Raw genomic sequence first — 25,665 nt, forward strand, 5'->3', positions numbered from 1 at the left:
GGTGTCGGGGGCGCGGGGGCCGAGGGAACAGCCGGCAAGCGTTGCTACGATCGCAAGCCCGACCAGCCACTGGAGTCCATTTCTCATGGGTTTGATTCTGCTTGAAGCCCTCGCCGCGGGACTCGTCCTGATCTTGATCATCTGGTGGACCATGTTTTCCGGGCGTAACAAGGGTGAATTGCATGACGACCCCGACGCCGAGCGTGAGGACAAGGATTCGCCGCCCAAAGTGTGAATTGCTCGTGTAGCCACACGGCGCGGCCCACTGTCGGACAAGCACCCCATTGCTACAACTTTAGTAGCAATCATCGCAGCATTCACGGGCGATGGCGAAAGTTTTCTTATTTTCCGTAGGGCTTTGAGCACGTACCATCGCATACCCGCCGGGGGCTAAGCTGTGGCCCGCTTGATTCAACCTTGAAAGGGATCGCCATGAAAAAGTTCGTTCTTGCAACCACCGCAGCTGCCCTCGTTTTGTCCGGCTGTGCCGGCGGAATGACTGACACCCAGCGCAACACCGGCATCGGTGCCGGCATCGGCGCGCTCGGCGGCGCCGCCATCGGCTCGGCCACCGGCGGTAACCGCGGTGCCATCGGCACGGGCGCGGTGGTCGGCGCGGCGGCCGGCGCGCTCGGCGGCTACCTGTGGTCGCAGCGCATGGAAAACCAGAAGCGCCAGATGGAAGCCGCCACCCAGGGCACCGGCGTGGCCGTGACGCAGACGGCCAACAACGAGCTCAAGCTCGCCATTCCGAGCGACGTGTCGTTCGACGTGGGCCGCTCCAACATCAAGTCGAACTTCGCGCCCGTGCTCGACCAGTTCGCCAACGGCCTGCGCAACAACCCGAACGCCGAGGTGCGCATCATCGGCCACACCGACAGCACCGGCTCCGACGCCATCAACAACCCGCTGTCGGTAGACCGCGCCGCCAGCACGCGCGACTACCTGGTGGCGCGCGGCGTGAGCGCCGCGGCGTTCCGCATCGAAGGCCGCGGCTCGCACGAGCCGGTGGCCGACAACAACAGCGACGCCGGCCGGGCACAGAACCGCCGCGTCGAGATCTACGTGGGCGAGCGCGCACAGCGCGGCTGATCGCCGCCCCACCGGGAAACCGGCCGCCCTATCGAACGGCCGGTTCCCGCTTCAGTTTTCATTGGTCCAAGCAGAGGGAAAATTCATGAGGAAGTTTGTTGTGTCTAGCGCGGCCCTGGCCGCTGTGTTGTTCATCGCGGGGTGCGCATCGTCGACCCCGCCGGCCGAAGCACCGGCCGCACAGCAGGCCGCACCGGCCAACAGCTGGACCGCCCGACTGGACGCGCTGAAGGCCGAGCTCGAAAGCTCCACCAAGGGCACCGGCGTGGTGATCTCGCAGACCGCCGACAACCAGCTTCACGTCGTGATTCCGAATGAACTCTCGTTCGACACCGGCCGCGCCAACGTCAAGCGCAACCTCGCGCAGGTGCTGGACAAGGTCGCCGAAGGCCTGAAGAGCGCCACCACCGCCAGCCTGCGCGTGGTCGGCCACACCGACAGCACGGGCAGCGAGGAAGGAAACGAACGCCTCTCGGTGAGCCGCGCCGACAGCGTGCGCAACCACCTGGTGGGCCGCGGCGTGTCGACCACGGTGATCACCACCGACGGCCGCGGCTCGCGCGAGCCGCTGGCGGACAACGGCACGGCCGCCGGCCGCGCGCAGAACCGCCGCGTCGAAATCTTCGTCGCCGAGAAGATCTGAGCGCAGGTGCTGCGCGCACCCCGCGCGGCACCGTCAGGAAATCCCGCATGAGGGCTCGGCACCGCCGGCCCTAACATCGCGCGGCCTGCACGCGGCGCGCGCACCGCGCGCCGGGCGGACACGAGAGGAAACTCCGATGAACGCCATCGCGCCGGCCCCATCGAGCGTCGCATCCCGCTTTGCCCCGGACATCATTGCCGCGGGCACTGGCGCGCAACCGCAGTACCTCGTGACCGGCGGCGACCAGCTGTTCGCCGCCCGCTGGCAGCAGGACGCGTGCTGGCTGCCCTTTCACGGCGCGGCGCACCATGTGCTGGTGCTGCACGAGAACGGCAGCACGGCGGTGCGCAAGTACGAGCGCGGCAAGCTCGTCGCCTCGCGCTCGCGGTTGGGCAGCGTGAGCTTCATTCCCTGCGACGGCACCGAATGGGAAATCGGCGGGCGCTGCGGCGTGGTGCACCTGTACATCGGGCAGGCGCTGATCGCGCGCGTCGCCGCCGAGGAAGGCCTCGGGCCGGCGGTGGAGATCGACCCCTTCTTCGCGATCCGCGACCCGTGGCTGCAGGGCTTCTTCCAGATGCTGGTGAGCGAGGTGGAGCTGTACGGCAGCGTGCCCGCAAGCCCCGATTCGCTGCTGCTCTCGCAGAGCCAGCACCTGCTGGCCCACCACCTCGTGCGGCGCCACTGCGCACCGGGGCGCGGTGCGCCGCCGCGCGCGGAGGGCGCGCGCCGGCAGCCGGTCCTGACGCCGCGGCAGCTGCGCCGCGTGACCGAGCACATCGACGCGCACCTGGCCACGCCGCTGGGCCTGGCCGACCTGGCGGGGCTGGTGCACCTGTCGCAGGACCACTTCATCCGCAGCTTCAAGGCGGCCAGCGGCATGGCGCCCTACCAGTACCTGCTGCGCCGCCGCCTGGAAGGCGCCGCCGAACTGCTGCGCACCAGCGACCTGCCCGTCGAGGCCGTGGCCGCGCGCATGGGCTTCGGCAGCGCCGCGTACTTCTCGACGCGCTTCCGCGCCTTCCTCGGCGCGGCGCCAAGCGCCTACCGCCGCATGCGCTGAACCGCGCAACAACTTGCGCAAAAGCGCGCCGCTTTCGACATCCCGTGCTTCGTTCGGGCCAACATGCCATGGCGTGGGAAGCCGCTCCTAGACTGGCTTCGCAGGCCGATCCCGGCCGCATCACCCACGGAGACACCATGACCCTGACCGCCCTGAAAGCCACGCCGCCCGCCAGCGCCGCCCACGCGCGCATCACGCTGCCGTACCCGCATTTCCAGAAGCTCGACAACTATCCGTGGAAGCCATGGGTCATGCCCGGCGTGGCCTACAAGCTGCTGAGCATCAACCGGCGCAGCGGCGGCTTCACCTGCCTGCTGAAGGTCGATCCCGGCACCGAGGCGCCGGTGCACCACCACCTGGGCGCCATCGAGGTGATCGTGCTCGAGGGCGACATCTACTACGAGCGCAACGACATCGGCCGCCCGGGCGACTACATGCACGAGCCCGCCGGCGACATCCACCAGCCGCGCTCCGACGGCGGCTGCGTGCTGTTCTGCGTGTTCGAGGGCGCCATCGCCGGGCTGGGCGAGGACGGCAACGTCGTCGGCATCGTCGACGGCCGCAGCATGCTGGAGATGGCCACGCGCGACGGCGCGGCGCAGCACGTGCACAGCTGAGGCCCGACCTGCGGTGCGGGCTAGAGGTCGCGCAGGCGGTTGGCCAGCTCCACCGCCGACTTCACTTCCATCTTCTCGAACACGCGCGCCCGGTGGACCTCCACCGTGCGCACGCTGATCGCGAGCTGGTCGGCGATGAGCTTGTTCGGCAGGCCCTCGACCACGAGGCGCATCACGTCGCGCTCGCGGTCGGTCAGCTCGGCGATGCGGTCGGCCAGGCCGCGGCGCACGCGCTGCACCTCGAGCGCGCGCTGCGACATGCCCAGCGCCTGCTCGATGCGGTCGACCAGCGCGTTGTCCGAGAACGGCTTCTCGCAGAAGTCGAAGGCCCCGCGCTTGACCGCCTCGACGGCGGTGGGCACGTCGGCATGGCCGGTCAGGAAGATCACGGGCATCTCGGCCAGCAGGCCGCGCTCGGCCAGCCGGTCGAACAGCACCAGCCCGCTCATGCCAGGCATGCGCACGTCCAGCAGCAGGCAGCGCGGCTGGTCGGGCAGCGGCGCCTCGTCCAGGTACTGCTCGAAGGCCTCGGCGCTGCCGAAGTGCTCGCTGGCCAGGCGGCGCGAACGCAGCAGCCAGGCCAGCGCCTCGCGCACGCTGGCGTCGTCGTCCACGATAAAGATCAAGCCATCGATCAGCGGTTGCATGCCATGAGGTCCAGCGGAACAGAGAAAACGAAGAAGAAGAAAAAGGCGGCTATCCCGCAGCCGGGAGCGTAAACCTGAAGACGGTGCCCCGGGGACGGTTGGGCTCGAACATCAGCGCGCCGCCATGTTGCTCCACCACGGTGCGGCACAGGCTCAGGCCCAGACCCATGCCGTCGGGGCGCGTGGTGAAGAAGGGTGTGAACAGGCGCGCCGCCACCTCCTCGCTGATGCCGCAGCCCAGGTCGGCCACGGAGAACTCGAGCCAGCGCCGGCCGTCGGCCGGCACGGTGGCGCCCACCGGCAGGGCGCGCGCCACGCGCAGGCGCAGCACGCGGCTGCCGGGCGCGTGGTCGGCGCCGTCCATGGCCTGCATGGCGTTGCGCGCCAGGTTCAGCAGCACCTGCTCGACCAGCGTGCGGTCGCACACCACGGCGGGCAGGCGCTCTTCGCACACGATCTCGATCGTCACGTCGAGCTTGCGCGCCTGCAGCCGCACCAGCGGCAGCACGGCGTCGATCAGCGCCTGCGGCGCCACGGCCTCGCGCATGCGGTCGCGCCGGCGCACGAAGTCGTGCACGCTGCGGATCACCTGGCCCGCGCGGTCGGCCTGCTCGGCGATGCGCTTCACGGCCATGGCCACCTCGGCCTGCTCGCCGCGCGCCTCGGGCCCGATCAGGTTGAGCGAGCCGGTGGCGTAGCTGGCGATGGCGGCCAGCGGCTGGGTGAGCTCGTGGCTCAGCAGCGAGGCCATCTCGCCCACGGTGGCCAGGCGCGCGCTGGCCTGCAGGCGCTCCTGGCTGGCGCGCGAGAGTTCCTCGACGCGGCGCTGCTCGCTCACGTCGATGAAGGCGCTCATCCAGCCGGTCTGCACCTTGTGCGCGTTGATCAGCGGCGCCTCGAAGATGAGCACCGGAAAGCGCGTGCCGTCCTTGCGCATGAAGACCGACTCGAAGCCCTCGCGCGGCGGCAGGCCGCCCGCGAAGCGGCGCGTCTGGCGCAGGTGGTACTCGTGCGCCAGCTCGGTCGGCCAGTAGGGCGCCTCGACGCTGTCGGCCATGAGCTCTTCGGGCGTGAAGCCGACCATCTCGCAGAAGGCCGGGTTGACGTAGGTGATGCGCCCCTGCAGGTCGCGCGCGCGCAGGCCGGTGATGACCGAGTCTTCCATCGCCTTGCGAAAGGCCAGCGCGTCGGCCAGGTCGCGCTCGGCGCGCAGGCGGCGGCGGGTGTCGCGCGCCAGCAGGACGAGCACCGACACGAGCGCGATCGAGATCGCCGTGACCAGCGCCGTGAGCATGTTCGGGAACAGGTCGGGCGCGGCGCGCCAGCCGTCCACGCGCAGCATGAGCGAGGCGCCCGGCAGGTCGATGCGCTGCTGCGAGGTGAACACGCGCGTGCCGATGCGCCGCGAGGTGCCCAGCGCCACCAGCCGCGTGCCGTCGGCCTCGGTGAAGGCGACCTCCTGCCCGCGCGTGAGCGTGGGGCCGACCAGCTCGACCAGCGTGTCGCGCAGCGAATAGCTGGCCACCAGGTAGTCGCCGGCGTCCATCGGCAGGCACAGCTCCATCACCTCGACGCCGCCGCCGCCGGCCACGGGCACGTAGTGGCTGGGCGAGTAGGCGGGCGCGCCGGCCTTGCGCGCAGTGGCGCAGGCCTGCGCCACGTCGGCCTGCGCGGGACCGCGGTTGCTTTCTTCGAGGATGCGCGTGCGGTAGGGCGTGTTCACAGCTTCGATGGGTTGCAGCTGCGCATCGCGCCATTCGAGCCGCAGCCATTCGCGGTGCTCGCGCAGCTGCGCCGCCGCGCGGTCGGCCCAGTGCGTGCGCTCCATGCCCGGCGCGAGCGTGGCGCGCAGGCTCTGGGCGTTGCGCTGCAGGCCGCTGCGCAGGTCGACGACGGCGTCGGCGGTGTCGCGCTCGAGCGCGGCCTGCACCTGCTCGACCTCGTGCCGACCGGCCAGCCACACGACGGTGACCAGCAGCGCCGACACCAGCACCGCCAGCAGCAGCCACAGAAACCAGCGCTTCCACAGCGAGCGCAGGCGCGCGAAGGCGATGCCCCATCCCCGGCGCTGCGGCTGCTGTTGCGGCGGCGGCGGTGCAGGAACGTCGAGCGCCTCGTCGGCCATCGTCAGGCGAGCACGCGGTGCGACAGCGCGGGCAGCTGGGCGCGCGTGCGCTCGACCTGCCGGGCGTCGAGGTCGAACAGCACCACGCCCTCTTCGGCAGCCTGCTGCGCGACCACCGTGCCCCAGGGGTCGATGACCAGCGACTGGCCCCAGGTCTGGCGGCCGTTCTCGTGCGTGCCGCCCTGCGCGGGTGCGACCACCCAGGCCAGGTTCTCGATGGCGCGGGCGCGCAGCAGCACCTCCCAGTGGGCAGCGCCTGTCGTGCGCGTGAAGGCGCTGGGCACCAACAGCAGGTCGGCGCCCTGCCCCGCCAGCGCGCGGTACAGCTCGGGAAAGCGCAGGTCGTAGCACACGCTCATGCCCACGCGCCAGGCGTGGCCGTCGCGCGAGGGCAGCTCGAACACCACGGGCTGCGCGCCGGGTGCGATGACGCGGCGCTCGTCGTAGCGCTCGGTGCCGTTGTCGAAGAAGAACAGGTGGATCTTGTCGTAGCGCGCCACGCACTTTCCTTCGGGCGAGAAGGCCAGCGAGCTGTTGAAGACGTGGTCGGCGTCGTCGCTCTCGATGGGCAGCGTGCCGCCCACGATCCACAGGCCGAATTCGCGCGCCGCATCGGCCAGAAAGCCCTGCACCGTGCCGGCGCCGGCGGTTTCGCGCAGGCCGAGCTTGTCGGTGTCGCGCGCGCCCATCATGCAGAAATACTCGGGCAGCACCGCGAGCTCGGCGCCGTCGCGCGCCGCCTGCCCGAGCAGCGCATGGGCGCGCACGAGGTTGGCTTCGCGGGCGATGGCGGACACCATCTGGATGGCTGCGACTTTCATTGCGTGGTCTCCGTTTTCTTGCCTTCGCTGGCGCCCGTGGATGTCGATCCACCCGGCAGGCCGGGCAGCAGCTGCAGCGAGCGCGGCACCTTGGCGATCTTGGGGTCGGCCCAGGTGCCTTCGACGTGGAACTCCTGCGTGGCGGCCGCCGCGAGCGGCTTGCTCAGCACCCACTGCGCGAGGAAGGTGCCCAGGCCGATGGCCGGGTTGATGGCGGTGGCCACCAGCGCGGCCGTGCCGGCGTTGATTTCGGGCACCACCACCACGCGCAGGTTCTGCGTCTCGCGCACGATGTCGGCCGAGCCGTCCATGAGCGCGGCGGCGTTCACGCCCTTCATCTGCAGGTTGTTGGTGCTGGCGATGCCCTTGTTGATCTTCGCGTCGCCACGGATGAAGTCGAAGGCGAAGCCCTGGCTGAACACGTCGCGGAAATCGAGCGTGAGCCGGCGCGGCAGCGCCTGCAGGCTCAGCACGCCCAGCAGCTTGGCCAGGCCCGGGTCGGCCTTGAGAAACTGACCCTGCTCCACGTCGACCTGCAACTGGCCGCCCAGGCTCGGGTAGTCGAGCGAGAACGGCGAGCCGCGCCAGTTCACCTCGCCCTCGAGCCGCCCCTTGCCGCGGCGCAGCACGCCGGGCATGCCGAAGCGCGTGAGCAGGTCGCCGGCGTCGGCGATGTCGAGCTTGAAGTTCATGGCCGTGGTGCGGCGCTGGCCGGCGCTTGCGCCGCCGCCCGCCGGCGCGGCCCAGGTGCCCTTGGCGGTGAAGGTGGCCTCGGGCACGCTGAACGCGAGCTTGTTGAGCAGCCATTCGCGCCCGCCGCGGTTGACGGCGTCGATCTCGGCGCGGCCCAGGCGCTTGCCGAGCAGTTCGAAGTCGTCGACCACGATGTCCAGCGCCGGCAGGGTGCCGGGTTGCTCGTCGAGCAGGGTCTCGACCTGCGTGGCCTCGGCCGGCGCGATCTTCAGGCGCGCGAGCCGCGCATAGAGCCGGCCGGCCTGGCTGTGGCTGTACTCGGCGTAGCCGCTGAGCTCGGAGGCGTCGACGTTGGCGCGCCACAGCGCGCCTTCGCGCGTGCCGCCGAGCACCACGTTGTGCAGGGTGCGCCCCGCGATGCCCAGCTGCTGCGCGCGCACCGCGATGCGCGTGGGCAGGTAGGCCAGGTCGGGATCGTCGGCGCGCTCGCCGCCGCCGACCACCGCGGCGGTGCCCACCAGCGTCTGCCAGGCGCCCATGTCGAGCTTGGCGACGTTGACGTTGGCGAACACGCCGCGGTCGGGCGGCAGCGCCGTCTCGCCGGGCGCCAGCCCGATGCCGATGCCGCCGCGCAGCACATGCGCCTGGCCGTTGGCCGACAGCTCGCGCACGTACTGCACCGAGCCGACGCGGCCGAGCTCGAGCGTCAGCTGGTCCTGCGTGGCGCGGCGGGCGTCGCGCGCCAGCACCTTCTTCTCGATGCGCAGCGGCATCAGCTCTTCGGCCGTCTTGACCAGCGGCGTGGGCAGCGCCAGCGCCAGCCCCTGCAGGCTGCTGGTGAGCGAGAACTCGGGCGTGTCGTCGCGCATCGAGAAGGTGGCGGCGTAGGGCGTGCTGCCGGTGGCGTGCTTGGCCAGGCGCGCGAGCCAGTCGACCTCGCGCGCGCCGCGCAGGCCTTCGGCACTGGCCGTGCCCTGCGCCTTCAGCGCCAGTTCGCGCTGCGGCCCGCTGAAGCGGCCCTTGCCTTCGACGCGCACCTCGCCGCCCAGCAGGCGGGCCTGCACGCCGGCCAGCGAGAAGCCGGTGTCGGTGAAGCTGAGCGTGCCGCGCGCCTGCGTGAACGGCGGCGCCTCGGGCACCACCTGCAGCTCGTTGTCGGCCAGCGTCACGGTGGCCTGCACCTTGGTGCTGTCGACGTTTTCCAGCGGGAGGTCCAGGCGCAGCTTGTAGTCGGCCGAGCCGGTGGCGCGCGCGCGCTGCAGGAAGGGCCCGGCCTCGCCGGCCAGCGGCGCGCCGGCGCGCAGCACCTCGCCCAGCGGCCCCTTGGCCTGCGCATCGACGCGCAGCAGCGCGGCGTGGTGCGACATGTCGGCGATCTGCGCCTCGGCCTTCGTGACCTCGACGCCGGGCGCGCCCGCAATGCGCCCGCGCGCATTGCGCACCAGCATGCCCGCGCGCTCGAACACCAGCTCGCCCGACACGCCGGTGAGCGCCGGCCACACGGGCGGCGGCGCGGCGGGCGGGCCGGTGCGCGACGCCGGGTTCGCGGGCGCGGCGGCGGCGGCCGCGAGCGAGGGCGGCACGTAGGCGTAGTGCACGTCCGACACCTTGGCCGCGATGCGGAACTCGCCCTGCTTCGGGTCCATGAAGGGCATGTCGTGCAGGTCGCCGCGCACGCGGAAATCGACCGTGCTGGCGGTGCCCTTGACGACCGACTCGCGCACGTAGTCGCGCGTGTGCTGCGGGATGTCGAGCGGCAGGTAGCGGAACACGCGGGTGCCGTCGGCGCGCGTGAGCTTGCCCTGCAGGTCGAGCACGCCGGGGTGCTGCGCGCGGCTGCTCGAGGTGGCCGGGTCGCTGGTGCGCCAGTGGGCCTCGGCCTCGCCCTCGGCGTCGGCGTTGGCGAAGCGCAGCTTCGACATCTGCACCTGCATGGCGCCGTTGTCGAGCTTCCACTGCAGCTGGGTCGAGAGCCGGTCGATGGGGATCACCGGGTCTTCGAACACGCCGGGGAATTCGAGCGTGCCCTTGGCCATGGCCAGCGTGGCGGTGCCGCCGGTGTGGCTGGCGTCGAAGTCGAGCGTGGCGCCGCTGAGGCCGGGGGTGCCGGGGTGCACGCGCGGCGGCGCGGCGGGGGCACCGGCCGGCGCCGGGGTGCTCGGGGCGGTGGCTGCAGGCGCCGGCTGCGAGGCCACGCGCAAGCCGCTGACCCGGCCCTTGGCCTGGTAGCGCGCGATCGCGTCGGGGGCGCCCTGCCAGTTCATGTCGATGCGCTCGACCAGCCCGCGCGGCGCATAGGCGCCCAGCACGCGGTGCGTGGCCTCGCCCAGCGGCAGGCGGTCGGCGATGAGCGCCAGCGCCGCGAGGTCGAGCCGGTCGGCCTTCAGCGCGCCGTGCTCGGGCGTGCGGCCCTTGGCGGGCGTGTGCTGCAGCCACAGGTTGCCGCCCGGCCAGCGCAGGCCGTCGACGGTGTCGAACTGCAGCGCGGTGGTCGAGAACTCGAAGGTGTCCGCGTTCATCTGCCCCGCCAGCCGGCCGGTGACGGCGCGCAGCACCAGCGGCCGCAGCCCCTTGCCGAGCGAGGCGTCGATGCGGTTCAGGCCCAGGTCGGCCGCGCCGCCGACGATGCGCCCGTCGTCCACGTCGGCCCACAGGCGCAGCGCGCCGTTGCCTTCGCGGATGCGCGCGTCGAGCGAGACGTACTGGCCCAGGCGCGTGACGTCGATGTAGGGCAGGTCGGCATAGAGCTGGCCGTCCCAGGTCTGCCAGTGGCCGCTGCGGATCGACAGCAGCGGCTGGCGGAACTGGCCGCGCAGCGTGAAGCGCTCGCCCCAGCCGGCCGGCGGCGTGGCATCCAGCCGCAGGCCGTGGCGGCGCGCGCCGTTGCGGGACACGAAGCGCACGTCGGTCAGCAGCAATGGTTCGGCGCGGCGCTGCTCGTCGGTCCAGCGCACGGTGCCGCCTTCGATGACGAACTCGCGCTGCGCGAAAAACCAGTCGGCGGCGCGGGTTTCTCCGGTCGTGTCGGTCTCCATGTGCAATCCAGCCACATGGAGTTTTCCCTGAGTGTCGCGGCGCACGTCGAGCTGCGGGCCCTCGATATAGAGCTGCTCGAAATTCAGGCGCCACAGCGAGCGCGGGGACACGCTCGCCACCACCCGCACGAGGCGAAGGGCCTCGCGCTGGTCTGCGTCCTGCAGCACCACGTCGCGCAATTCGAAGGCCGGAAATAGCCCTTCGGAACGGGCGGTGATGGCGCCGATGCGCACCGGGACACCGATGGCCTTGCTAGCCTGCGCCTCGAGTGCACCGCGAAAATCGCCGATTCGCGGCACAATCCACGCGTGCAGGACCACGACTGACAGTGCCAGCAGAAGCCACGCAGCGAAGAGCAGACCCAATAGCCAGCGCGCTGTCACAGCGGTGATTTGGAGCAGACGTGAAGGGGAAGACGCCGTGTCGTTCATTGAGGATCGCGCTGTGTCGGGAATTATGACCGCCAGCCTTGAGCCGGGTTCCGCGCCAACCCACACCAGTGTGAATCAGTTGCCATCCAATCCGACGCCTCCCGCGTTTTCTTCCAGTTCCCGATTCGTCCAGCGGCTGCGCCGCCGCTATGCGGCCGAGCTCGAATTGCTGCCGCCCGGCGAGCCCCGGCGCGAATCGATGACCGTCGCCTACGACGCCCTGCGCGCACGCGGCGTGGCCGTGGGCGATGCGCTGCGCATCGTGCGCCAGCTCACGATGGAACGTCTGGTCACACTCGACTGCGACCAGCAGGCCCCGCTCGCGGTGGTGACCACCGCCGTGACCGAGCTGGCCGAACTGGCCCTGGACATCGCCTGCCAGGACGCCTGCCATGAACTCGACGCCCAGCACGGCGCGCCGCTCGGCCCCGAAGGCCAGCGCTCGCAGCTGTGGGTGATCGGCATGGGCAAGCTGGGCGCGCGCGAGCTCAATGTGTCCAGCGACATCGACCTCATCTACCTGTACGACGTGGACGGCGACACGGCCGGCGATGCCGACGGGCGCGGCAAGCTGTCCAACCAGGAGTACTTCGCGCGGGCCGTGAAGCGCATCTATGCGCTGGTGGGCGACGTGACCGAGCACGGCTTCGTGTTCCGCGTCGACCTGGCGCTGCGGCCCAACGGCAACTCGGGGCCGAGCGTGGTCTCGCTCGACGCGCTGGAAGAGTATTTCCAGGTGCAGGGCCGCGAATGGGAGCGCTTTGCCTGGATGAAGAGCCGCGTGGTCGCACCGCGCGCCGTGGTGCTCGGCGGCCAGGCCCAGGCGCTGCGCAACGTGGTGCTGCCGTTCGTGTTCCGCCGCTACCTCGACTACAGCGTGTTCGACTCGCTGCGCATCCTGCACCGCCAGATCCGCGAGCAGTCGGCGCGCCGCAGCGCCGGACGCCCCGAGCGCGCGAACGACGTGAAGCTCTCGCGCGGCGGCATCCGCGAAATCGAATTCACCGTGCAGCTCTTGCAGGTGGTGCGCGGCGGCCAGTTCCCCGAGCTGCGCACGCGTCCCACGCTCGACGCACTGCAGCGGCTGGCGCGCGCCAACCTCATGCCGCAGGACACGGCCGACACGCTGGCCGCGGCCTACGAGTTCCTGCGCCGCGTGGAGCACCGCATCCAGTACCTGGACGACCAGCAGACCCACGTGCTGCCGGTCAACGACGACGACCTGCGCTGGATCGCGCAGTCGATGGGTTATGCCGACTGCTGCCCCTTCCTCGAACAGCTCGACACGCACCGCGAGTTCGTGGCCCAGGAGTTCGACAAGCTGCTGGGCGGCGAGAAACCCTGCAACGGCAAGTGCAACGGCAAGAAGGCCGCCGCGCCCGCCGACCTGGCCGACCTGCTCGACGACCTGCCGCCCGTGTTCGCCGAGCGCATCCGCGACTGGTGCGAAACGCCGCGCGTGCTCGCCCTGCGCGAGGAAACCCGGGGCCGCCTGCGCCAGCTGGTGCAACGCACCGGCCAGTGGCTGAAGGAGCCCGACGGCGAGGGCGCGGGACAGACGCCGCGCCACGTCGATGCCGCCATGCGCTGGGCCGACTGGATCGAGCCGCTGATGCGCCGCGAGAGCTACCTGGCGCTGCTGGTCGAACGCCCCGCCGTGCAGGAGCGCCTGCTGCGCCTGCTGGGCGCCGCGAAATGGCCCGCGCGCTACCTCATGCAGCACCCGGGCGTGATCGACGAGCTCGCGAGCGACGAGATGCTCTCGGGCCGCTTCATCGCCGAGGAATTCGAGCGCGAACTCGAAGCGCGCCACACCTCGCTCACCCGCACCGGCGAGGCCGACGAAGAGCGCCTCTTGAACCTGCTGCGCCACGCCCACCACGCCGAGGTGTTCCGCACGCTGGCGCGCGACGTCGATGGCCGCATCACCGTCGAGCAGGTGGCCGACGACCTGAGCGCGCTGGCCGACACCACGCTGCGCGTGACCGCACGCTGGTGCTGGCCGCACGTGCGCAACCGGCACCGCGAGGTGCCGCAGTTCGCGATCATCGGCTACGGAAAACTGGGCGGCAAAGAACTCGGCTACGGCAGCGACCTGGACATCGTGTTCGTCTACGACGACGACGACGAGCGCGCCGGCGAGGTCTATGCGGCCTACGTGCGCAAGCTCATCAACTGGCTCACGGTGAAGACGCGCGAGGGCGACCTGTTCGAGATCGACACCGCACTGCGGCCCAACGGCAACTCGGGCCTGCTCACCACCAGCTTCGAGGCCTACGAAAAGTACCAGCTCGGTCGCGGCAGCAACACCGCCTGGACCTGGGAGCACCAGGCCATGACGCGCGCGCGCTTCGTGCTGGGCAGCGCCGACCACGGCGCCGAACTGGGCGCGCGTTTCGACCAGGTGCGCGAGGCCGTGCTGGTGGCCCCGCGCGACCGCGAGGCGCTGAAGGCCGAGATCATCGGCATGCGCAACAAGCTGCGCGGCGCCCGTCCCGTGAAGGCCGACCGCTTCGACGTGAAGCACAGCCCCGGCGGCATGGTCGATGCCGAGTTCGCGGTGCAGTTCCTGGTGCTGTCGGCCTCGGGCGCGCACCCCGAGCTGATTCCCAACCTGGGCAACATCGCGCTGCTGCTGCGCGCCGAACAGGCCGGACTGCTGCCCGAAGGCGTGGGTCGCGCCGCCGCCACCGCCTACCGCGAGCTGCGCCGCGTGCAGCACACCGCACGCCTGAACGAAGAGCCCACGCAGGTCACGCCGCCCGCCCTGAGCGCCGAACGCGACGCCATGCTGGCCTTGTGGAAGGCGGTCTTTGGCTGACCGCGCCCTCGCCTCCCGCGCGCTGACGGCCTGCGCCCTGGCCGCCGCGCTCGTGCTGGCCGGCTGCGCCAGCGGACCGCGCAGCAGTGGTGGCGGCGTCGCCAGTGGCCGCGACGGCCCCGGCACCAACATCCCCTCGGACCTCGACCGCGTGCCCGATGCCGAACCCCGCATCGAGGCGATCCGCAGCAGCGGCGGCACCAGCAAGCCGTACACGGTGCTGGGCCGGGGCTACGTGCCGATCACCGACGACCGGCCGTTCCGCGAATCGGGCATCGCCTCGTGGTACGGGCGCAAGTTCCATGCGGCCTCCACCGCCAGCGGCGAACCCTACGACATGTACGCCATGACGGCCGCGCACAAGACGCTGCCGCTGCCGAGCTATGTGCGCGTGCGCAACCCGGCCAACGGGCGCGAGGTGATCGTGCGCGTGAACGACCGCGGCCCCTTCGTGGACGGCCGCGTGATCGACCTGAGCTACACGGCGGCGCTGAAGCTCGACCTGCTGCGCGGCGTGGCGCCGGTGGAGATCGAGCGCATCACCAACGACGACATCCGCACCGGCGCCTGGCGCCGCGACGCGGGCACGGCCTATGCCGCGGCGCCTGCGCCGGCACCGGCCCCCGCGCCCGTCCGGGTGGCGGCGGCGCCGGTGGCCGTGCCATCGGCCTGGGTCGCGCCGGTCGCGATGACCGCCGCCGCAGCACCCGCCGCGACGATGCCCGTGGCACCGCAGACGCCGGTGATGGCCGCGGCACCGTCGGAACCCGAGGCACCGGCCGGGCCGCGCGAGGCGATGGTGGTGACCGACCTTGCGCCGCTGGCCCCGCTCGCCGCGCCGGCCACGTCATCGGCGCCATCGGCGCCCTCTTCCGCTGCCGCCGGTTTCTGGGTGCAGCTCGGCGCGTTCCGCGAACGCGACGGCGCCGAGACGCTGAGAAGCCAGGCCGCACGCGGCCTGCCCACGCTGGCACCGCAGCTGCGCGTGTTCAGCGAAGCCGGCACGCACCGCCTGCAGGCTGGGCCGTTCCCGTCGCGCAATGCGGCGGGCGAGGCCGTCACGCAGCTGCGCGACAACCTGCGCATCGCGCCGATGGTGGTCGAACGGCGCTGAGGCTCAGGGCATCGCCTTGGCCACGACCTGCGAACGCAGGCCCACGCCCAGGCGGTTCCAGGCGTTGATCTGCGCCACGGCGAGCGACAGCTCGACGATTTCCTGGTCGCTGAACACGGCCTTCAGGGCTTCGAACTCGGCATCGCGATCGGCGTGGTGGTCGGCCAGGCGCGTGAGCGTCTCGGCCCAGTCCAGCGCGGCGCGCTCGCGTTCGTTGAACAGGCTCACCTCGCGCCAGGTGGCCAGGCTGTTGATGCGCTGCCAGTCTTCGCCCTGCACGCGCAGGTCGCGCACGTGCATGTCCAGGCAGTAGGCGCAGCCGTTGATCTGCGAGACGCGGGCAAAGACGAGGTCGATCAGCACCTTGCCGAGCGTGCTCGACTCGAAGCTGCCGTTGACGGCGATCATGGCCTGGAAGGACTTGGGGGCGAACTTGGTCCAGGCGAGACGGAGGGCGGGGGCTTGGCTCATGAGATGTACTCCAGGGTGGTTGAAGGAAGAAAAGCGAAATCTGCTTGCTACCCCTGAAGACGCGCCAGCCACCGGCCCTGTGACAGGCTGCCCGAATTTTTTCTTCAAGCGCCCCGTTTGGCCGCGAACAGCTGGGCGATGCGCGCCAGCTTGTCGGGGTTGCGCTGGGCGCGGATGCGCACGATGCGCTCGCCCTCGATCTCGAAGGTCTGGGCCGATTCGAGTTCGCCGTCCAGAAAGCGCAGCATGCCGGGTTCGCCGTTGAGCTCGACCAGCTCCATGCGCACGCCCGCGCCCATGCGGCGCCACAGCGAGAAGTACAGCTGCGCCAGCCGCTGGCTGCCGCGCAGGATCTTGCTGAAGGTCTGCACCTTGCCCCCGCCGTCGCCGATGAGTTCGACGTCTTCGGCCATCAGCGCCTTCAGGTCCTGCATGCTGCCGCGCGCAGCCGCGTCGGCGAAGGCGCGCAGCAGGCGCTGGTGGGTCTCGCGCGAGACCTGGAAGCGCGGGCGGGCCTCCTGCACCTGGGTCTTGGCGCGGTGCACCAGCTGGCGGCAGGCGGCCTCGCTCTTGCCGAGGGTCTGGGCGATCTCGTCGTAGTCGGCGTCGAACACCTCGCGCATGAGAAAAGCGGCGCGCGCCTCGGGCGCCAGGCGCTCGAGCACGGCCAGAAAGGCGACGGAGATGTTGTCGGCGCGCGCTAGCGTTTCCTCGGGCGTGTCGGGCGATTCGGTGAGCGTGGGCTCGGGCATCCACGGGCCGATGTAGTGCTCGCGCTGAACCTTGGCGCTGCGCAGCCGGTCGATCGACAGGCGCGTGACGACGGTCACGAGCCAGGCTTCGGCGCTGTCGAAACTGGCCTTGTCGGCCTCATGCCAGCGCAGCCAGGCGTCCTGCACCACCTCTTCGGCCTCGGCCACGGAGCCGAGCATGCGGTAGGCGATGCCCTGGAGGCGGCGGCGGTGGCTGTCGAAGGTGAGGGTCGGGTCGTCCATGCCCGATTAGACGTTTGAGGTCGCCGCGTTGTGACAGCCCGCGCCCAAAAAAAATCGCCCCGGCATGCGGGGCGATTTCATCGAACTCTTGGGGCGGCTCAGGCGCCCTGGTATTCGGGCTTGGGGCCCAGCGTGGCCGAGACTTCCTTGCGGTAGCGGTTCAGCTCCTGCACGGTCTTGAAGCTGCGGTTCATCAGCAGGCTCAGGTTGTGCAGGATGCGCTCGCCGACCTTGGTTTCCCAGCCGGCGTCGAACTTGATCTGCTTGTCCAGCCAGTGCTCGAGCCAGTCGGGGTCGGGCATGCGGCTCTGGATGGTGTCGTTCGGGAACAGCGCCTTGTTCACGTGCAGGTTGGTCGGGTGCAGCGCCTGGGCGGTGCGGCGCGCGCTGGCCATCAGCACGCCGACCTTGGTGAAGGCGGCACGGGCTTCGTCGCCGAACTTTTCCATGGCGCGCTTCATGTAGCGCAGGTAGGCGCCGCCGTGGCGGGCTTCGTCCTGGCTCAGCGTGGTGTAGATGTGCTTGATGACCGGCTCGGTGTGCCACTGGGCCGCGCGGCGGTACCAGTGGTTCAGGCGGATCTCGCCGCAGAAGTGCAGCATGAGGGTTTCGAGCGGGGGCGCGGGGTCGAAGTCGAAGCGCACCTCGTGCAGTTCCTGCTCGGTGGGTGCGTGCTGCGGGCTGAAGCGCTTCAGGTACTCCATGAGCACCAGCGAGTGCTTCTGCTCTTCGAAGAACCAGATCGACATGAACGCCGAAAAGTCGCTATCGTGCCGGTTGTCGCGCAGGAACATCTCGGTGGCCGGCAGCGCCGACCACTCGGTGATGGCATTCATCTTGATGGTCTGCGCCTGCTCTTCAGTCAGCAAGGAAGCGTCGAACGACTGCCAGGGGATGTCCTTGTCCATGTCCCAGCGGACGGATTCGAGTTGTCTGAAGAGTTCCGGGTAGAGCATCAAAGTCTTTCAATGGCCGCCGATTTTAGTCGGGCCGTTTGGCGCGCCCGTGACAGACGCGCGATGATGTGCTTACGCGCGCGCTTGCGCCATAGATGCTCACCCCCTTTTCGATCCAGGAGCCCGTCATGCGAACCCCCGCCCGATCGTCGATGCTGCGACGTTGCGCCACGGCCTTTTCACTCGGGGCGGGCCTTGTGGCCGCCCTCCCGGCGGGTGCCCAGACCGCCCCCGGGGCGCCCGTGGTGGGCGCGGCGGCGGGATGCCCGGCGATCCTGCAGCACAGCTTCCCGCGGCTGCAGGATGAAAAGCCCCAGAACCTTTGCCAGTACTCCGGAAAAGTGGTCCTGGTGGTCAATACGGCCAGTTTTTGCGGCTTCACCCCGCAGTACAAGGGGCTGGAGGCACTGGACATGAAGTACCGCGCCCGCGGCCTCGTGGTGCTGGGCTTCCCCTCGAACGACTTCTCCCAGGAATCGGGCTCCAACAAGGAGATCGCCGACTTCTGCGAAAGCACCTTCGGCGTGAAATTCCCGATGTTCGCCAAGTCGGCCGTGCGCGGCACCGACGCCAACCCGCTGTTCAAGCAGCTCGCGCAGGCCTCGGGCACGACGCCGAAGTGGAATTTCTACAAGTACCTGATCGGGCGCGACGGCAAGGTGGTGCAGGCCTGGTCGAGCATGACGGCGCCCGACGAGAACGGCTTCATCCAGGTCATCGAGAAACAGCTCGGCCCCAGCGGCGACTGAGCGCCCTGCAATGTGAACTTTGAGTCACAAACGTTTACCACTCGAATGGGAACCGTGCGGCGGCACCGCGCTCATACTTGAGCGTGGGCGGCCAAGGCCCACAGGTTTTCATGTTGCGAGGTCTTCCGGGCGCCTGCCGTCCGGTTGAAATCCCGAGGCGATTCTTCTCCTCCTCCCTCCCTCCCTCCTTCGTGTCGGGGCGCCTCGCAGCATTTTTGTCTTCCCGCCGACAGCGGGGCCCGCGATGACGCAGCGCCCCCTCGGCCTTCCCGCATGCGGTGGTCCGAACGGCCCCAAGAAAAAAGCGCCCCACGGGGCGCTTTGTCGTTTCAGGGCTGGGTGTCGATGAAGCTCGGCCGCAGCATGAGCTTGTCGTACAACTTGGCCAGGTTGGCGTGGTCGCCGCGCCAGTCGATCTCGGGAAAACGCAGCCCCAGCCAGCCCAGCGCGCAGCCGACCGCGATGTCGGACAGGCTCAGGTGGATGCCGCTGCAGAAGGGCTTGTCGCCCAGGCCCTTGGCCATGGCGGCCACGCCGGCCTGGACCTTGGCGCGCTGGCGCTCGATCCAGGCGGCGCTGCGCTCGCCGTCGGTGCGGCCGGTCCAGGTGGCTTCGAGGCGCCACAGCACGCCGGCGTCCATGACGCCGTCGGCCAGCGCTTCCCAGGTCTTGACCTCGGCGCGCTCGCGGCTTTGCTGCGGAATGAGCTTGCCCACGGGCGACAGGGTGTCGATGTATTCGACGATGACGCGCGAGTCGAACATCGCCTCGCCGCCTTCCATGATCAGGCACGGCACCTTGCCCAGCGGGTTCGAATGGGCGATCGTGGTGTCTGCGGACCAGACGTCTTCGATCACGAACTGGTAGTCGAGCCGCTTTTCGGCCAGCACCACGCGCACCTTGCGCACATACGGGCTGGCGGCGGATCCGATCAGTTTCATGAAGGCTCTCTCCCCATCGCTTGTTAACGTTTGTTCGCAGGCATTTTAGGTGAAGGGAAAAAGACGGCGCCCGAATTCCCCCGCAGCGCGGCCACCCGGCGGCCGCCTAAAATTCGGGCATGAGCTTTTCCACCGTCTCCGCCCTCTCCCCCCTTGACGGCCGCTATGCGGCCAAACTCGCGGCCTTGCGCCCGCTGATGAGCGAACAGGGCTATATGCACCGTCGCGTGCAGGTGGAGGTGGCCTGGTTCATTGCGCTGTCCGACTGCGGCTTTGCCGAGTTCAAGCCCCTCACGGGCGGCGCCCGCAAGTACCTGATGGGTCTGGTGTCGCACTTTTCCGAGGCCGACGCCCTGGCCATCAAGGACATCGAGAAGACCACCAACCACGACGTGAAGGCCGTCGAATACTGGATCAAGTCGAAGTTCGAAGCCCGGCCGGAGCTGCTGGCCGCCGCCGAATTCGTGCACTTCGCCTGCACCAGCGAAGACATCAACAACACCAGCCACGCCCTGCAGATCCAGGCCGCGCGCGACACCGTGGTGCTGCCGGCCATCGACGGCCTGATCGCCAAGCTGCGCGAAATGGCGCACCAGTTCGCCGACGTGTCGATGCTCTCGCGCACGCACGGCCAGACCGCCAGCCCGACCACCGTCGGCAAGGAAATCGCCAACGTGGCGGTGCGCCTGACCAAGGCCCGCGCGCAGATCGCCGCCGTGCAGCTGCTGGGCAAGATGAACGGTGCCGTGGGCAACTACAACGCCCACCTGGCCGCCTGGCCCGAGTTCGACTGGGAAGCCTTCAGCCGCAAGGTCGTCGAGACGCCCGCGCCGCTGGGCCTGGGCCTGAGCTTCCAGCCGTACAGCATCCAGATCGAGCCGCACGACTACATGGCCGAGCTGTTCGACGCCGTGGCGCGCGTCAACACGATCCTGGTCGACTTCTCGCGCGACATCTGGGGCTACGTGAGCCTGGGCTACTTCAAGCAGCGCCTGAAGAAGGGCGAGATCGGCTCGTCGACCATGCCGCACAAGGTCAACCCGATCGACTTCGAGAACGCCGAGGGCAACCTGGGCCTGGCCAACGCGGTGCTGCGCCACCTGAGCGAGAAGCTGCCCATCAGCCGCTGGCAGCGCGACCTGACCGACAGCACGGTGCTGCGCAACATCGGCGTGGCCTTCGGCTACGCCACGCTGGCCTACGCGAGCCTGGCCACCGGCCTGGGCAAGCTCGAGATCAACCAGGAAGCGCTGGCCGACGACCTCGAGGCCTCGTGGGAAGTGCTGGCCGAGCCGATCCAGACCGTGATGCGCCGCTTCGGCGTGCAGGGCGCCTACGAGCAGCTCAAGGAAGTCACGCGCGGCAAGACCGTGACGGCCGAGGCGCTGCACGGGCTGATCCGCTCGCTGGCCATTCCCGAGGAAGAGAAGACCCGCCTCCTGGCCATGACGCCCGCCAGCTACACCGGCAAGGCGGCCGAGCTGGCCCGTAGAATTTAGGCTTCCCCCGCGACGATCCGCCGGCCCGTGCCGCCCACGGCCGGTGCGCCTCGTTCGCCATTCGATACCCACCAGCCAACGTGCCCTGTGCAGGGCACGCCAGCCGACAACCCTGACGGGACGCCTCGACGTCCCCGTTGTTCATGCGGCGCGCCCCACTGAGACGCCTCTGGCTCACGCTCCACCGATGGATCGGCCTCACGCTCGGGCCGCTGCTCGCCCTCACGGCGCTCCTGGGCGCCCTGCTGGTGGTGGCGCTGCCGCTCGACCGCGCAGCGCATCCTGAGCTCTTCGTCGCGCACAGCAACAGCAGTGCGGCTCCGGCGCCGCTGGAGCCCCTGCGCCAGCGCCTGCTCGCCGAGTTCGGCCCCGACACCAACTTCACGCTGCGCCCGCCACGCCAGCCCGGCGACACGCTCTGGGTGCTGGTGCGCGGCCCGTGGGACGGCACGCTCTACCTCGACCCCGCCACCGGCGCCGAACAGGGCCGCCGCGGCACGCACGAAGGCGCCTACAACCTGCTGTTCGAGCTGCACAGCAGCCTGCTGCTGGAAGACACGGGCAAGGGCATCCTCGCCATCGCCGCGCTGGCCTACCTGTTCCTGCTGGTCACCGGCGTGGTGCTGTGGTGGCCGGCGCGCTGGCCGCCCTCGCTGCGCATCGTGCTGGACCGCGGCCTGCTGCGCGGGCTGTTCGACCTGCACCGCACCGGCGGCGCCGTGCTCGGGCTTCTGATCGCGGTGTCGGTCTTGACCGGCGCCTACATGGCCTGGCGACCGCTGGGCGGCTTCATCTCGACCGCGCTCGGGCAAACACCTGCCAAGGCGCCCGGGGTGCCCAAGGGCACCGCCACCGGCCCTCGCCTGCCGCTCGACGATCTCGTCGCCCGCGCGCAGGCCGTGTTCCCCGGCCAGCCCATCGGCTACGTGCAGGTGCCCGGCCGCGCGGACCGGCCGCTGCGCGTGCGCTTCCGGCTCGCCGACGACCCGCACCCGAACGGCATCGGCTCGGTGTGGGTGCATCCGGTCACGGGCGAGCTGCTCGGCGTGCGCCGCTGGCAGGACATGGACACCGGCAACGGCGTGGTGGTCGTGATCTACCCGCTGCACACCGGCGTGCTCGGCGGCGTGGTGCACCAGGCGGTCACCGCGCTGCTGGGCCTGGCGCTGGCCGGCCTCGGCCTGAGCGGCGTGTGGCTCTGGTGGCGCCGGCGCGCCGCGGCCGCCCGCAGCCAGGCGCTGTCCCGCGGCACGGCGCCCTGAACGACGCACGCACCCCATCCCTTCATCCATCACAAATACATCGAGGAGGACTCCCCTTGTTCCCGCACAAAAAGACCGCCATCGCCCTGGCCCTGCTGCCCCTGAGCCTGCACAGCTTCGCGGCCGACGCCGAGCCGTCGAAGTCGCTCGAGGCCATCACCGTCACCGGCGACTGGCTCGGCACGCCCACCGAGACCAAGGTACTCGAGCACGCCGGCGCGCGCAGCATCGTCGAGCGCCAGCAGATCCAGGAAAGCGGCTCGGCCAGCGTGCGCGACGTGCTGCGCCAGGTGCCCGGCGTGCAGGTGCAGGAGAGCAACGGCACCGGCGGCAGCGACATCTCGCTCAACGTGGGCGTGCGCGGCCTGACCTCGCGGCTGTCGCCGCGCTCGACCGTGTTGCTGGACGGCGTGCCGCTGGCCTACGCGCCCTACGGCCAGCCGCAGCTGTCGCTGGCGCCGGTGTCGCTGGGCAGCCTCGAGGCGGTCGACGTGGTGCGCGGCGCGGGCTCGGTGCGCTACGGCCCCCAGAACGTGGGCGGCATCATCAACTTCGTGACGCGCTCGATCCCCAAGCAGTTCGCGGGCGAAGTCGGCGTGGGTGTCGAGAGCGCCAGCCACGGCGGCGGCACCAAGAGCACGCCCAGCCTGTTCATCGGCGGCACCAACGAGAACGGTTTGGGGCTGGCACTGCTTTATTCGGGTACGCACGGGGACGGCTTTCGCCAGAGCAACGACAAGACCCGCATCGACGACCTGATGCTCAAGGGCGCCTACCGCCTCTCGAAGACCGACGACATCGCGATCTCGCTGCACCACTTCGAAGGCAAGGGGCGCATGCCCGGCGGCCTGACGACGGCGCAGTTCGCCGCCAACCCGTTCCAGTCGGACCGCCCCTTCGACGAGTTCACCGGGCGCCGCACCGACGGCTCGCTCAAGTACACGCACAACGACGGCGTGAACAAGTTCGAGATGCTGACCTACTACACGGACTCGTACCGCAGCAGCTACCTCGAGCAGGAAGGCACGGGCGCCAACGCCAACCGCCGCCGCCTGACCACCGCGCCGCGCAACTACAAGACCTACGCCTTCGAGCCCCGCTACTCGCGCCTGATCGACTCGGGCAGCGTGGTGCAGGAGATCAGCATCGGCGCGCGCTACCTGAAGGAAGAGGCCTCCGAAACGGCCACGCGCAGCAGCTACTACCGGCCGGCGCCGGGCTTCGACGCCTACGCGCTCGCGCAGCCCGCCTACCAGACCAGCAAGGGCGGCACGACCGCGCACGCGTTCTACATCGACGACCGCATCGACTTCGGCAACTGGACGGTCACGCCCGGCGTGCGCTACGAGTCCTTCCGCTCGCACAACGACGTGTTCACGGTGGCCAACAACCGCATCACCAACGCGATCTACCCGAAGATCGACTCCAACGAGGTGCTGCCCACGCTGTCGGTGCTCTACCGCATGAGCGAGCGCTGGACGCTGTTCGCCAATGCCGGCGTGTCGTTCGGCCCGCAGCAGTACGCCCAGCTCGCGCAGTCGACCACCAGCCTGCACCCCGAAAAGGCCAAGACCTACGAGATCGGCACCAAGTACAAGGGCGAATCGTGGAGCGGCGAGCTGACGCTGTTCAACATCAACTTCGACAAGGAGCTGCAGCTGGCGCGCTCCATCACTGGCGACGTCGGCCAGTGGACCGACCTGGGCGCCACGCGCCACCGCGGGCTGGAGTCGGCGCTGCGCTACGACCTGGGCAGCCTGAGCGACGCGCTCAAGGGGCTGTCGGTGTCGGGCACCTACACGTACACGCAGGCCACCTCGAAGGCCGGCGTGTTCGCGGGGCGCGACCTGCCCTTCTACTCGCGCCATGTCGCGACGCTCGGCGCGCGCTACGAGCGCGGGCCGTGGACGCTCAACGCCGACCTCTACGCGCAATCCAAGCAGCGTTCGCCGGGCTCGCCGGACGACGGCGCGAAGTACATCACCGTGGAAGACCCGAGCGGGCGGCTGGGCGACATCCCGGGCTACGGCACGGTGAACCTGCGCGCCGCCTACGACTTCGGCCCCTCGCTGAGCCACCTGAAGCTGGCGGTGGGCGTGAAGAACCTGTTCGACCGCCGCTACTACAACCGTTCGGTCGACAACAACGGCGGCAAGTACGTGGGCCAGCCGCGCACGCTGTACCTGCAGGCGTCGCTGGCGTTCTGAGGCCGGAGGGGCGCGCGCATACACTCGCGCACCCATGGCTCTCAAATCCACCATCTTCAAGGCCACCCTCGCGGTGGCCGACATCGACCACGGCTACTACGCCGACCATGCGCTGACCCTGGCGCGCCACCCCAGCGAGACCGACGAGCGGATGATGATCCGGCTGGTCGCACTCGCGCTCAACGCGCACCAGCTGCAGGACATCTGCAACGGCGACGGCACGCTGGCCTTCGGCGCGGGCCTGTCGAACGTCGAGGAGCCCGACGTGTGGCTGCGCGACTTCACGGGCCAGACCAAGATCTGGATCGAGGTCGGCCAGCCGGAAGACAAGCCCATCATCAAGGCCTGCGGCAAGGCGGACGAGGTGATCGTCTACTGCTTCAACCACGCGGCCGAGATCTGGTGGCGCGGCATCGAGAGCAAGCTCACACGCCCGCAGAACCTGAAGGTCTACCGCGTGCCCACCGAGGCCTCGCAGGCGCTCGCCAGGCTGGCGCAGCGCAGCATGCAGCTGCAGGCGACGATCCAGGAAAGCACGCTGACGCTGGGCGACGGCGTCAACAGCATCGACGTCGAACTGCTCAAGTGGAAGTGAAGGGTCCGCGCGGCTAGGCCGCCGGCATCATCTCGCCGCACTGCCAGCACTGCTCGAAACCGCCTTCGACCTGCTCGCCGCACACGCAGCGCCAGCTGCGTTGCGGGCGGTGCTGCAGTTCGTGCAGCAGGCGCTTCGCGAGCTCGTACTGCGATTCGTCGTCGATCCAGATCTCGGGCAGGCACTGGTCGGGCGGCAGCTGGCCCATGACCGCGCCGAGGAATTCGCGCTGCACGGTGGCGGCCACGCCCTCCTCGCGCAAGGCGTGCGCCCACACGGTCGCGATCGCGAGGTTGGGGGCTTGCGCGAGGCGGCGCATGGTCAAGGGGCCCAGTGCTTCTCGTCGTCCGGGTCGAACTCGGTCTCTGCAGCGGTCGGCTCGGCTTCGCGTGCGCGCTCGGCATAGCGGTTGAAGCGCCAGGCCGAGTCTTCCATGGTGATGCGGCGCCAGGTGACGCGCTTCTCGACCGGCGTCATGGCCGGCCAGTACTGCACCTCGTCGAAGGTGCGTCCGCAGCCCTTGCACTCGTCGTCGCCCTGGCTGGTCGAGCAGATCGCGATGCAGGGCGTGTCGGGCGTGCTGTGGTACCAGTCGAGCCAAGCGGCCCAGGCCTTGGCGGGAAAGCCGACCTCGTCGACCTCGTCTTCGTGGTGGAAGACCATGAGCGCGTAGACCTCGGCCAGCGCGCGCAGCTCGGGCGCCAGCGTGATGCCGTCGGGCGAGGGAGACTTCTCGCGCCAGTGGTTGATGGCGGCCTCGATGTCGGTGATGTGGATGGCGGCCATGGAGAGTGAAAAAACAGCGAGCGGCGATCATAGTCCCGCAATGTCCCGCTCCTTTTTAGGGCCATAGTCGCTCCCAAAAATGGAGCATCAAATGCCCGCTG

At 69.9% G+C, this 25,665-nt stretch carries 22 protein-coding genes; 12 read left to right on the forward strand and 10 right to left on the reverse strand.

Annotated elements, in window-relative coordinates:
• The 5 genes from AC07XP_RS22385 to AC07XP_RS22405 all read left to right on the forward strand — a co-directional run.
• Window positions 1–235, forward strand: a 235-nt coding sequence (locus tag AC07XP_RS22385; RefSeq protein WP_492743533.1) for a hypothetical protein, incomplete at its 5' end; no start/stop codon positions are given.
• A gap of 197 nt (window positions 236–432) precedes the next feature.
• Entirely contained in the window at window positions 433–1,092 is a 660-nt protein-coding gene (locus tag AC07XP_RS22390; RefSeq protein ID WP_062480790.1) for a YiaD family glycine zipper/OmpA-like lipoprotein, read from the forward strand.
• Window positions 1,093–1,177: 85 nt separating this feature from the next.
• Window positions 1,178–1,735, forward strand: coding sequence for an OmpA family protein (locus AC07XP_RS22395; RefSeq protein ID WP_062480792.1), 558 nt, complete (start codon window positions 1,178–1,180; stop codon window positions 1,733–1,735).
• Between the two features lie 136 nt (window positions 1,736–1,871).
• A complete protein-coding gene (locus AC07XP_RS22400; protein WP_487847636.1) occupies window positions 1,872–2,798 on the forward strand; it encodes a helix-turn-helix domain-containing protein in 927 nt (308 codons plus the stop codon).
• Between the two features lie 137 nt (window positions 2,799–2,935).
• On the forward strand, window positions 2,936–3,415 hold the full coding sequence (locus AC07XP_RS22405) for a 2,4'-dihydroxyacetophenone dioxygenase family protein (protein WP_159279179.1): 480 nt from the start codon (window positions 2,936–2,938) through the stop codon (window positions 3,413–3,415).
• A 20-nt stretch (window positions 3,416–3,435) separates the two neighbouring features.
• Here the strand turns inward: AC07XP_RS22405 and AC07XP_RS22410 are convergent, their stop codons facing one another.
• From AC07XP_RS22410 to AC07XP_RS22425, 4 genes are read right to left on the reverse strand one after another with little or no spacing between them, the layout of a single operon-like run.
• Window positions 3,436–4,062: a response regulator transcription factor gene (locus AC07XP_RS22410; RefSeq protein WP_062480799.1), complete on the reverse strand. Its 627-nt coding sequence runs from the start codon at window positions 4,060–4,062 to the stop codon at window positions 3,436–3,438.
• Between the two features lie 49 nt (window positions 4,063–4,111).
• The gene (locus tag AC07XP_RS22415; RefSeq protein ID WP_495265905.1) at window positions 4,112–6,187 is read right to left on the reverse strand and encodes a sensor histidine kinase; all 2,076 of its coding nucleotides are present in this window, start codon (window positions 6,185–6,187) and stop codon (window positions 4,112–4,114) included.
• A gap of 2 nt (window positions 6,188–6,189) precedes the next feature.
• Window positions 6,190–7,008, reverse strand: coding sequence for a carbon-nitrogen hydrolase family protein (locus AC07XP_RS22420; protein ID WP_095747289.1), 819 nt, complete (start codon window positions 7,006–7,008; stop codon window positions 6,190–6,192).
• Window positions 7,005–11,168, reverse strand: coding sequence for a YhdP family protein (locus AC07XP_RS22425; RefSeq protein ID WP_495265906.1), 4,164 nt, complete (start codon window positions 11,166–11,168; stop codon window positions 7,005–7,007). Before AC07XP_RS22425 ends, AC07XP_RS22420 begins: the two co-directional genes overlap by 4 nt.
• A 25-nt stretch (window positions 11,169–11,193) precedes the next feature.
• Here AC07XP_RS22425 and glnE point away from each other — a divergent pair, with 25 nt between their 5' ends.
• Complete coding sequence (glnE, locus tag AC07XP_RS22430; protein WP_495265907.1) at window positions 11,194–13,989, forward strand: bifunctional [glutamate--ammonia ligase]-adenylyl-L-tyrosine phosphorylase/[glutamate--ammonia-ligase] adenylyltransferase; 2,796 nt, start codon at window positions 11,194–11,196, stop codon at window positions 13,987–13,989.
• A complete protein-coding gene (locus AC07XP_RS22435; protein ID WP_495265908.1) occupies window positions 13,982–15,103 on the forward strand; it encodes a septal ring lytic transglycosylase RlpA family protein in 1,122 nt (373 codons plus the stop codon). The genes glnE and AC07XP_RS22435 overlap by 8 nt, the downstream gene beginning before the upstream one ends.
• Window positions 15,104–15,106: 3 nt before the next feature.
• On the opposite strand, the gene AC07XP_RS22440 is transcribed toward AC07XP_RS22435, so the two are convergent.
• The 3 genes from AC07XP_RS22440 to AC07XP_RS22450 all read right to left on the reverse strand — a co-directional run bounded on the left by AC07XP_RS22440 (window position 15,107) and on the right by AC07XP_RS22450 (window position 17,525).
• Window positions 15,107–15,574, reverse strand: coding sequence for a carboxymuconolactone decarboxylase family protein (locus tag AC07XP_RS22440; RefSeq protein ID WP_062475252.1), 468 nt, complete (start codon window positions 15,572–15,574; stop codon window positions 15,107–15,109).
• Window positions 15,575–15,678: 104 nt separating this feature from the next.
• The gene (locus AC07XP_RS22445) at window positions 15,679–16,569 is read right to left on the reverse strand and encodes an RNA polymerase sigma-70 factor (protein WP_495265909.1); all 891 of its coding nucleotides are present in this window, start codon (window positions 16,567–16,569) and stop codon (window positions 15,679–15,681) included.
• Between the two features lie 98 nt (window positions 16,570–16,667).
• Entirely contained in the window at window positions 16,668–17,525 is an 858-nt protein-coding gene (locus AC07XP_RS22450; RefSeq protein WP_062475258.1) for a ferritin family protein, read from the reverse strand.
• Between the two features lie 128 nt (window positions 17,526–17,653).
• Between AC07XP_RS22450 and AC07XP_RS22455 the strand changes: the two genes are divergently transcribed.
• A complete protein-coding gene (locus tag AC07XP_RS22455; RefSeq protein WP_495265910.1) occupies window positions 17,654–18,274 on the forward strand; it encodes a glutathione peroxidase in 621 nt (206 codons plus the stop codon).
• 329 nt (window positions 18,275–18,603) lie between these two features.
• On the opposite strand, the gene AC07XP_RS22460 is transcribed toward AC07XP_RS22455, so the two are convergent.
• A complete protein-coding gene (locus AC07XP_RS22460) occupies window positions 18,604–19,215 on the reverse strand; it encodes a glutathione S-transferase N-terminal domain-containing protein (RefSeq protein WP_369630659.1) in 612 nt (203 codons plus the stop codon).
• 119 nt (window positions 19,216–19,334) lie between these two features.
• Here AC07XP_RS22460 and purB point away from each other — a divergent pair, with 119 nt between their 5' ends.
• The 4 genes from purB to AC07XP_RS22480 all read left to right on the forward strand — a co-directional run bounded on the left by purB (window position 19,335) and on the right by AC07XP_RS22480 (window position 24,778).
• Complete coding sequence (purB, locus tag AC07XP_RS22465) at window positions 19,335–20,714, forward strand: adenylosuccinate lyase (protein ID WP_095950454.1); 1,380 nt, start codon at window positions 19,335–19,337, stop codon at window positions 20,712–20,714.
• Between the two features lie 143 nt (window positions 20,715–20,857).
• Complete coding sequence (locus AC07XP_RS22470) at window positions 20,858–21,976, forward strand: PepSY-associated TM helix domain-containing protein (protein ID WP_495265911.1); 1,119 nt, start codon at window positions 20,858–20,860, stop codon at window positions 21,974–21,976.
• A gap of 56 nt (window positions 21,977–22,032) precedes the next feature.
• Window positions 22,033–24,183 (forward strand): TonB-dependent receptor family protein, encoded by a 2,151-nt coding sequence (locus AC07XP_RS22475; RefSeq protein WP_495265912.1) that lies wholly within the window; start codon window positions 22,033–22,035, stop codon window positions 24,181–24,183.
• 34 nt (window positions 24,184–24,217) lie between these two features.
• Entirely contained in the window at window positions 24,218–24,778 is a 561-nt protein-coding gene (locus AC07XP_RS22480) for a YaeQ family protein (protein WP_159279170.1), read from the forward strand.
• A 13-nt stretch (window positions 24,779–24,791) separates the two neighbouring features.
• Here AC07XP_RS22480 and AC07XP_RS22485 read toward each other — a convergent pair whose 3' ends face one another.
• A complete protein-coding gene (locus tag AC07XP_RS22485) occupies window positions 24,792–25,097 on the reverse strand; it encodes a putative signal transducing protein (protein ID WP_495265924.1) in 306 nt (101 codons plus the stop codon).
• A 2-nt stretch (window positions 25,098–25,099) separates the two neighbouring features.
• Window positions 25,100–25,564 carry a DUF3717 domain-containing protein gene (locus tag AC07XP_RS22490; protein ID WP_495265913.1) on the reverse strand — a complete coding sequence of 155 codons (465 nt, stop codon included), beginning with the start codon at window positions 25,562–25,564 and terminating at the stop codon, window positions 25,100–25,102.
• Window positions 25,565–25,665: the final 101 nt, after the last annotated feature.

It is taken from the genome of Variovorax sp. GW531-E2 (genome assembly GCF_059423125.1).

What these genes read in the sequence shown, in the direction of transcription:
- AC07XP_RS22425 (WP_495265906.1), bottom strand. Translation starts at nt 11,168, where the DNA reads ATGAACGACACGGCGTCTTCCCCTTCACGTCTGCTCCAAATCACCGCT.
- AC07XP_RS22400 (WP_487847636.1), top strand. Translation starts at nt 1,872, where the DNA reads ATGAACGCCATCGCGCCGGCCCCATCGAGCGTCGCATCCCGCTTTGCC.
- AC07XP_RS22410 (WP_062480799.1), bottom strand. Translation starts at nt 4,062, where the DNA reads ATGCAACCGCTGATCGATGGCTTGATCTTTATCGTGGACGACGACGCC.
- AC07XP_RS22485 (WP_495265924.1), bottom strand. Translation starts at nt 25,097, where the DNA reads ATGCGCCGCCTCGCGCAAGCCCCCAACCTCGCGATCGCGACCGTGTGG.
- AC07XP_RS22390 (WP_062480790.1), top strand. Translation starts at nt 433, where the DNA reads ATGAAAAAGTTCGTTCTTGCAACCACCGCAGCTGCCCTCGTTTTGTCC.
- AC07XP_RS22490 (WP_495265913.1), bottom strand. Translation starts at nt 25,564, where the DNA reads ATGGCCGCCATCCACATCACCGACATCGAGGCCGCCATCAACCACTGG.
- AC07XP_RS22395 (WP_062480792.1), top strand. Translation starts at nt 1,178, where the DNA reads ATGAGGAAGTTTGTTGTGTCTAGCGCGGCCCTGGCCGCTGTGTTGTTC.
- glnE (WP_495265907.1), top strand. Translation starts at nt 11,194, where the DNA reads ATGACCGCCAGCCTTGAGCCGGGTTCCGCGCCAACCCACACCAGTGTG.
- AC07XP_RS22470 (WP_495265911.1), top strand. Translation starts at nt 20,858, where the DNA reads ATGCGGCGCGCCCCACTGAGACGCCTCTGGCTCACGCTCCACCGATGG.
- AC07XP_RS22440 (WP_062475252.1), bottom strand. Translation starts at nt 15,574, where the DNA reads ATGAGCCAAGCCCCCGCCCTCCGTCTCGCCTGGACCAAGTTCGCCCCC.
- AC07XP_RS22415 (WP_495265905.1), bottom strand. Translation starts at nt 6,187, where the DNA reads ATGGCCGACGAGGCGCTCGACGTTCCTGCACCGCCGCCGCCGCAACAG.
- AC07XP_RS22405 (WP_159279179.1), top strand. Translation starts at nt 2,936, where the DNA reads ATGACCCTGACCGCCCTGAAAGCCACGCCGCCCGCCAGCGCCGCCCAC.
- AC07XP_RS22420 (WP_095747289.1), bottom strand. Translation starts at nt 7,008, where the DNA reads ATGAAAGTCGCAGCCATCCAGATGGTGTCCGCCATCGCCCGCGAAGCC.
- AC07XP_RS22455 (WP_495265910.1), top strand. Translation starts at nt 17,654, where the DNA reads ATGCGAACCCCCGCCCGATCGTCGATGCTGCGACGTTGCGCCACGGCC.
- AC07XP_RS22445 (WP_495265909.1), bottom strand. Translation starts at nt 16,569, where the DNA reads ATGGACGACCCGACCCTCACCTTCGACAGCCACCGCCGCCGCCTCCAG.
- AC07XP_RS22450 (WP_062475258.1), bottom strand. Translation starts at nt 17,525, where the DNA reads ATGCTCTACCCGGAACTCTTCAGACAACTCGAATCCGTCCGCTGGGAC.
- purB (WP_095950454.1), top strand. Translation starts at nt 19,335, where the DNA reads ATGAGCTTTTCCACCGTCTCCGCCCTCTCCCCCCTTGACGGCCGCTAT.
- AC07XP_RS22460 (WP_369630659.1), bottom strand. Translation starts at nt 19,215, where the DNA reads ATGAAACTGATCGGATCCGCCGCCAGCCCGTATGTGCGCAAGGTGCGC.
- AC07XP_RS22480 (WP_159279170.1), top strand. Translation starts at nt 24,218, where the DNA reads ATGGCTCTCAAATCCACCATCTTCAAGGCCACCCTCGCGGTGGCCGAC.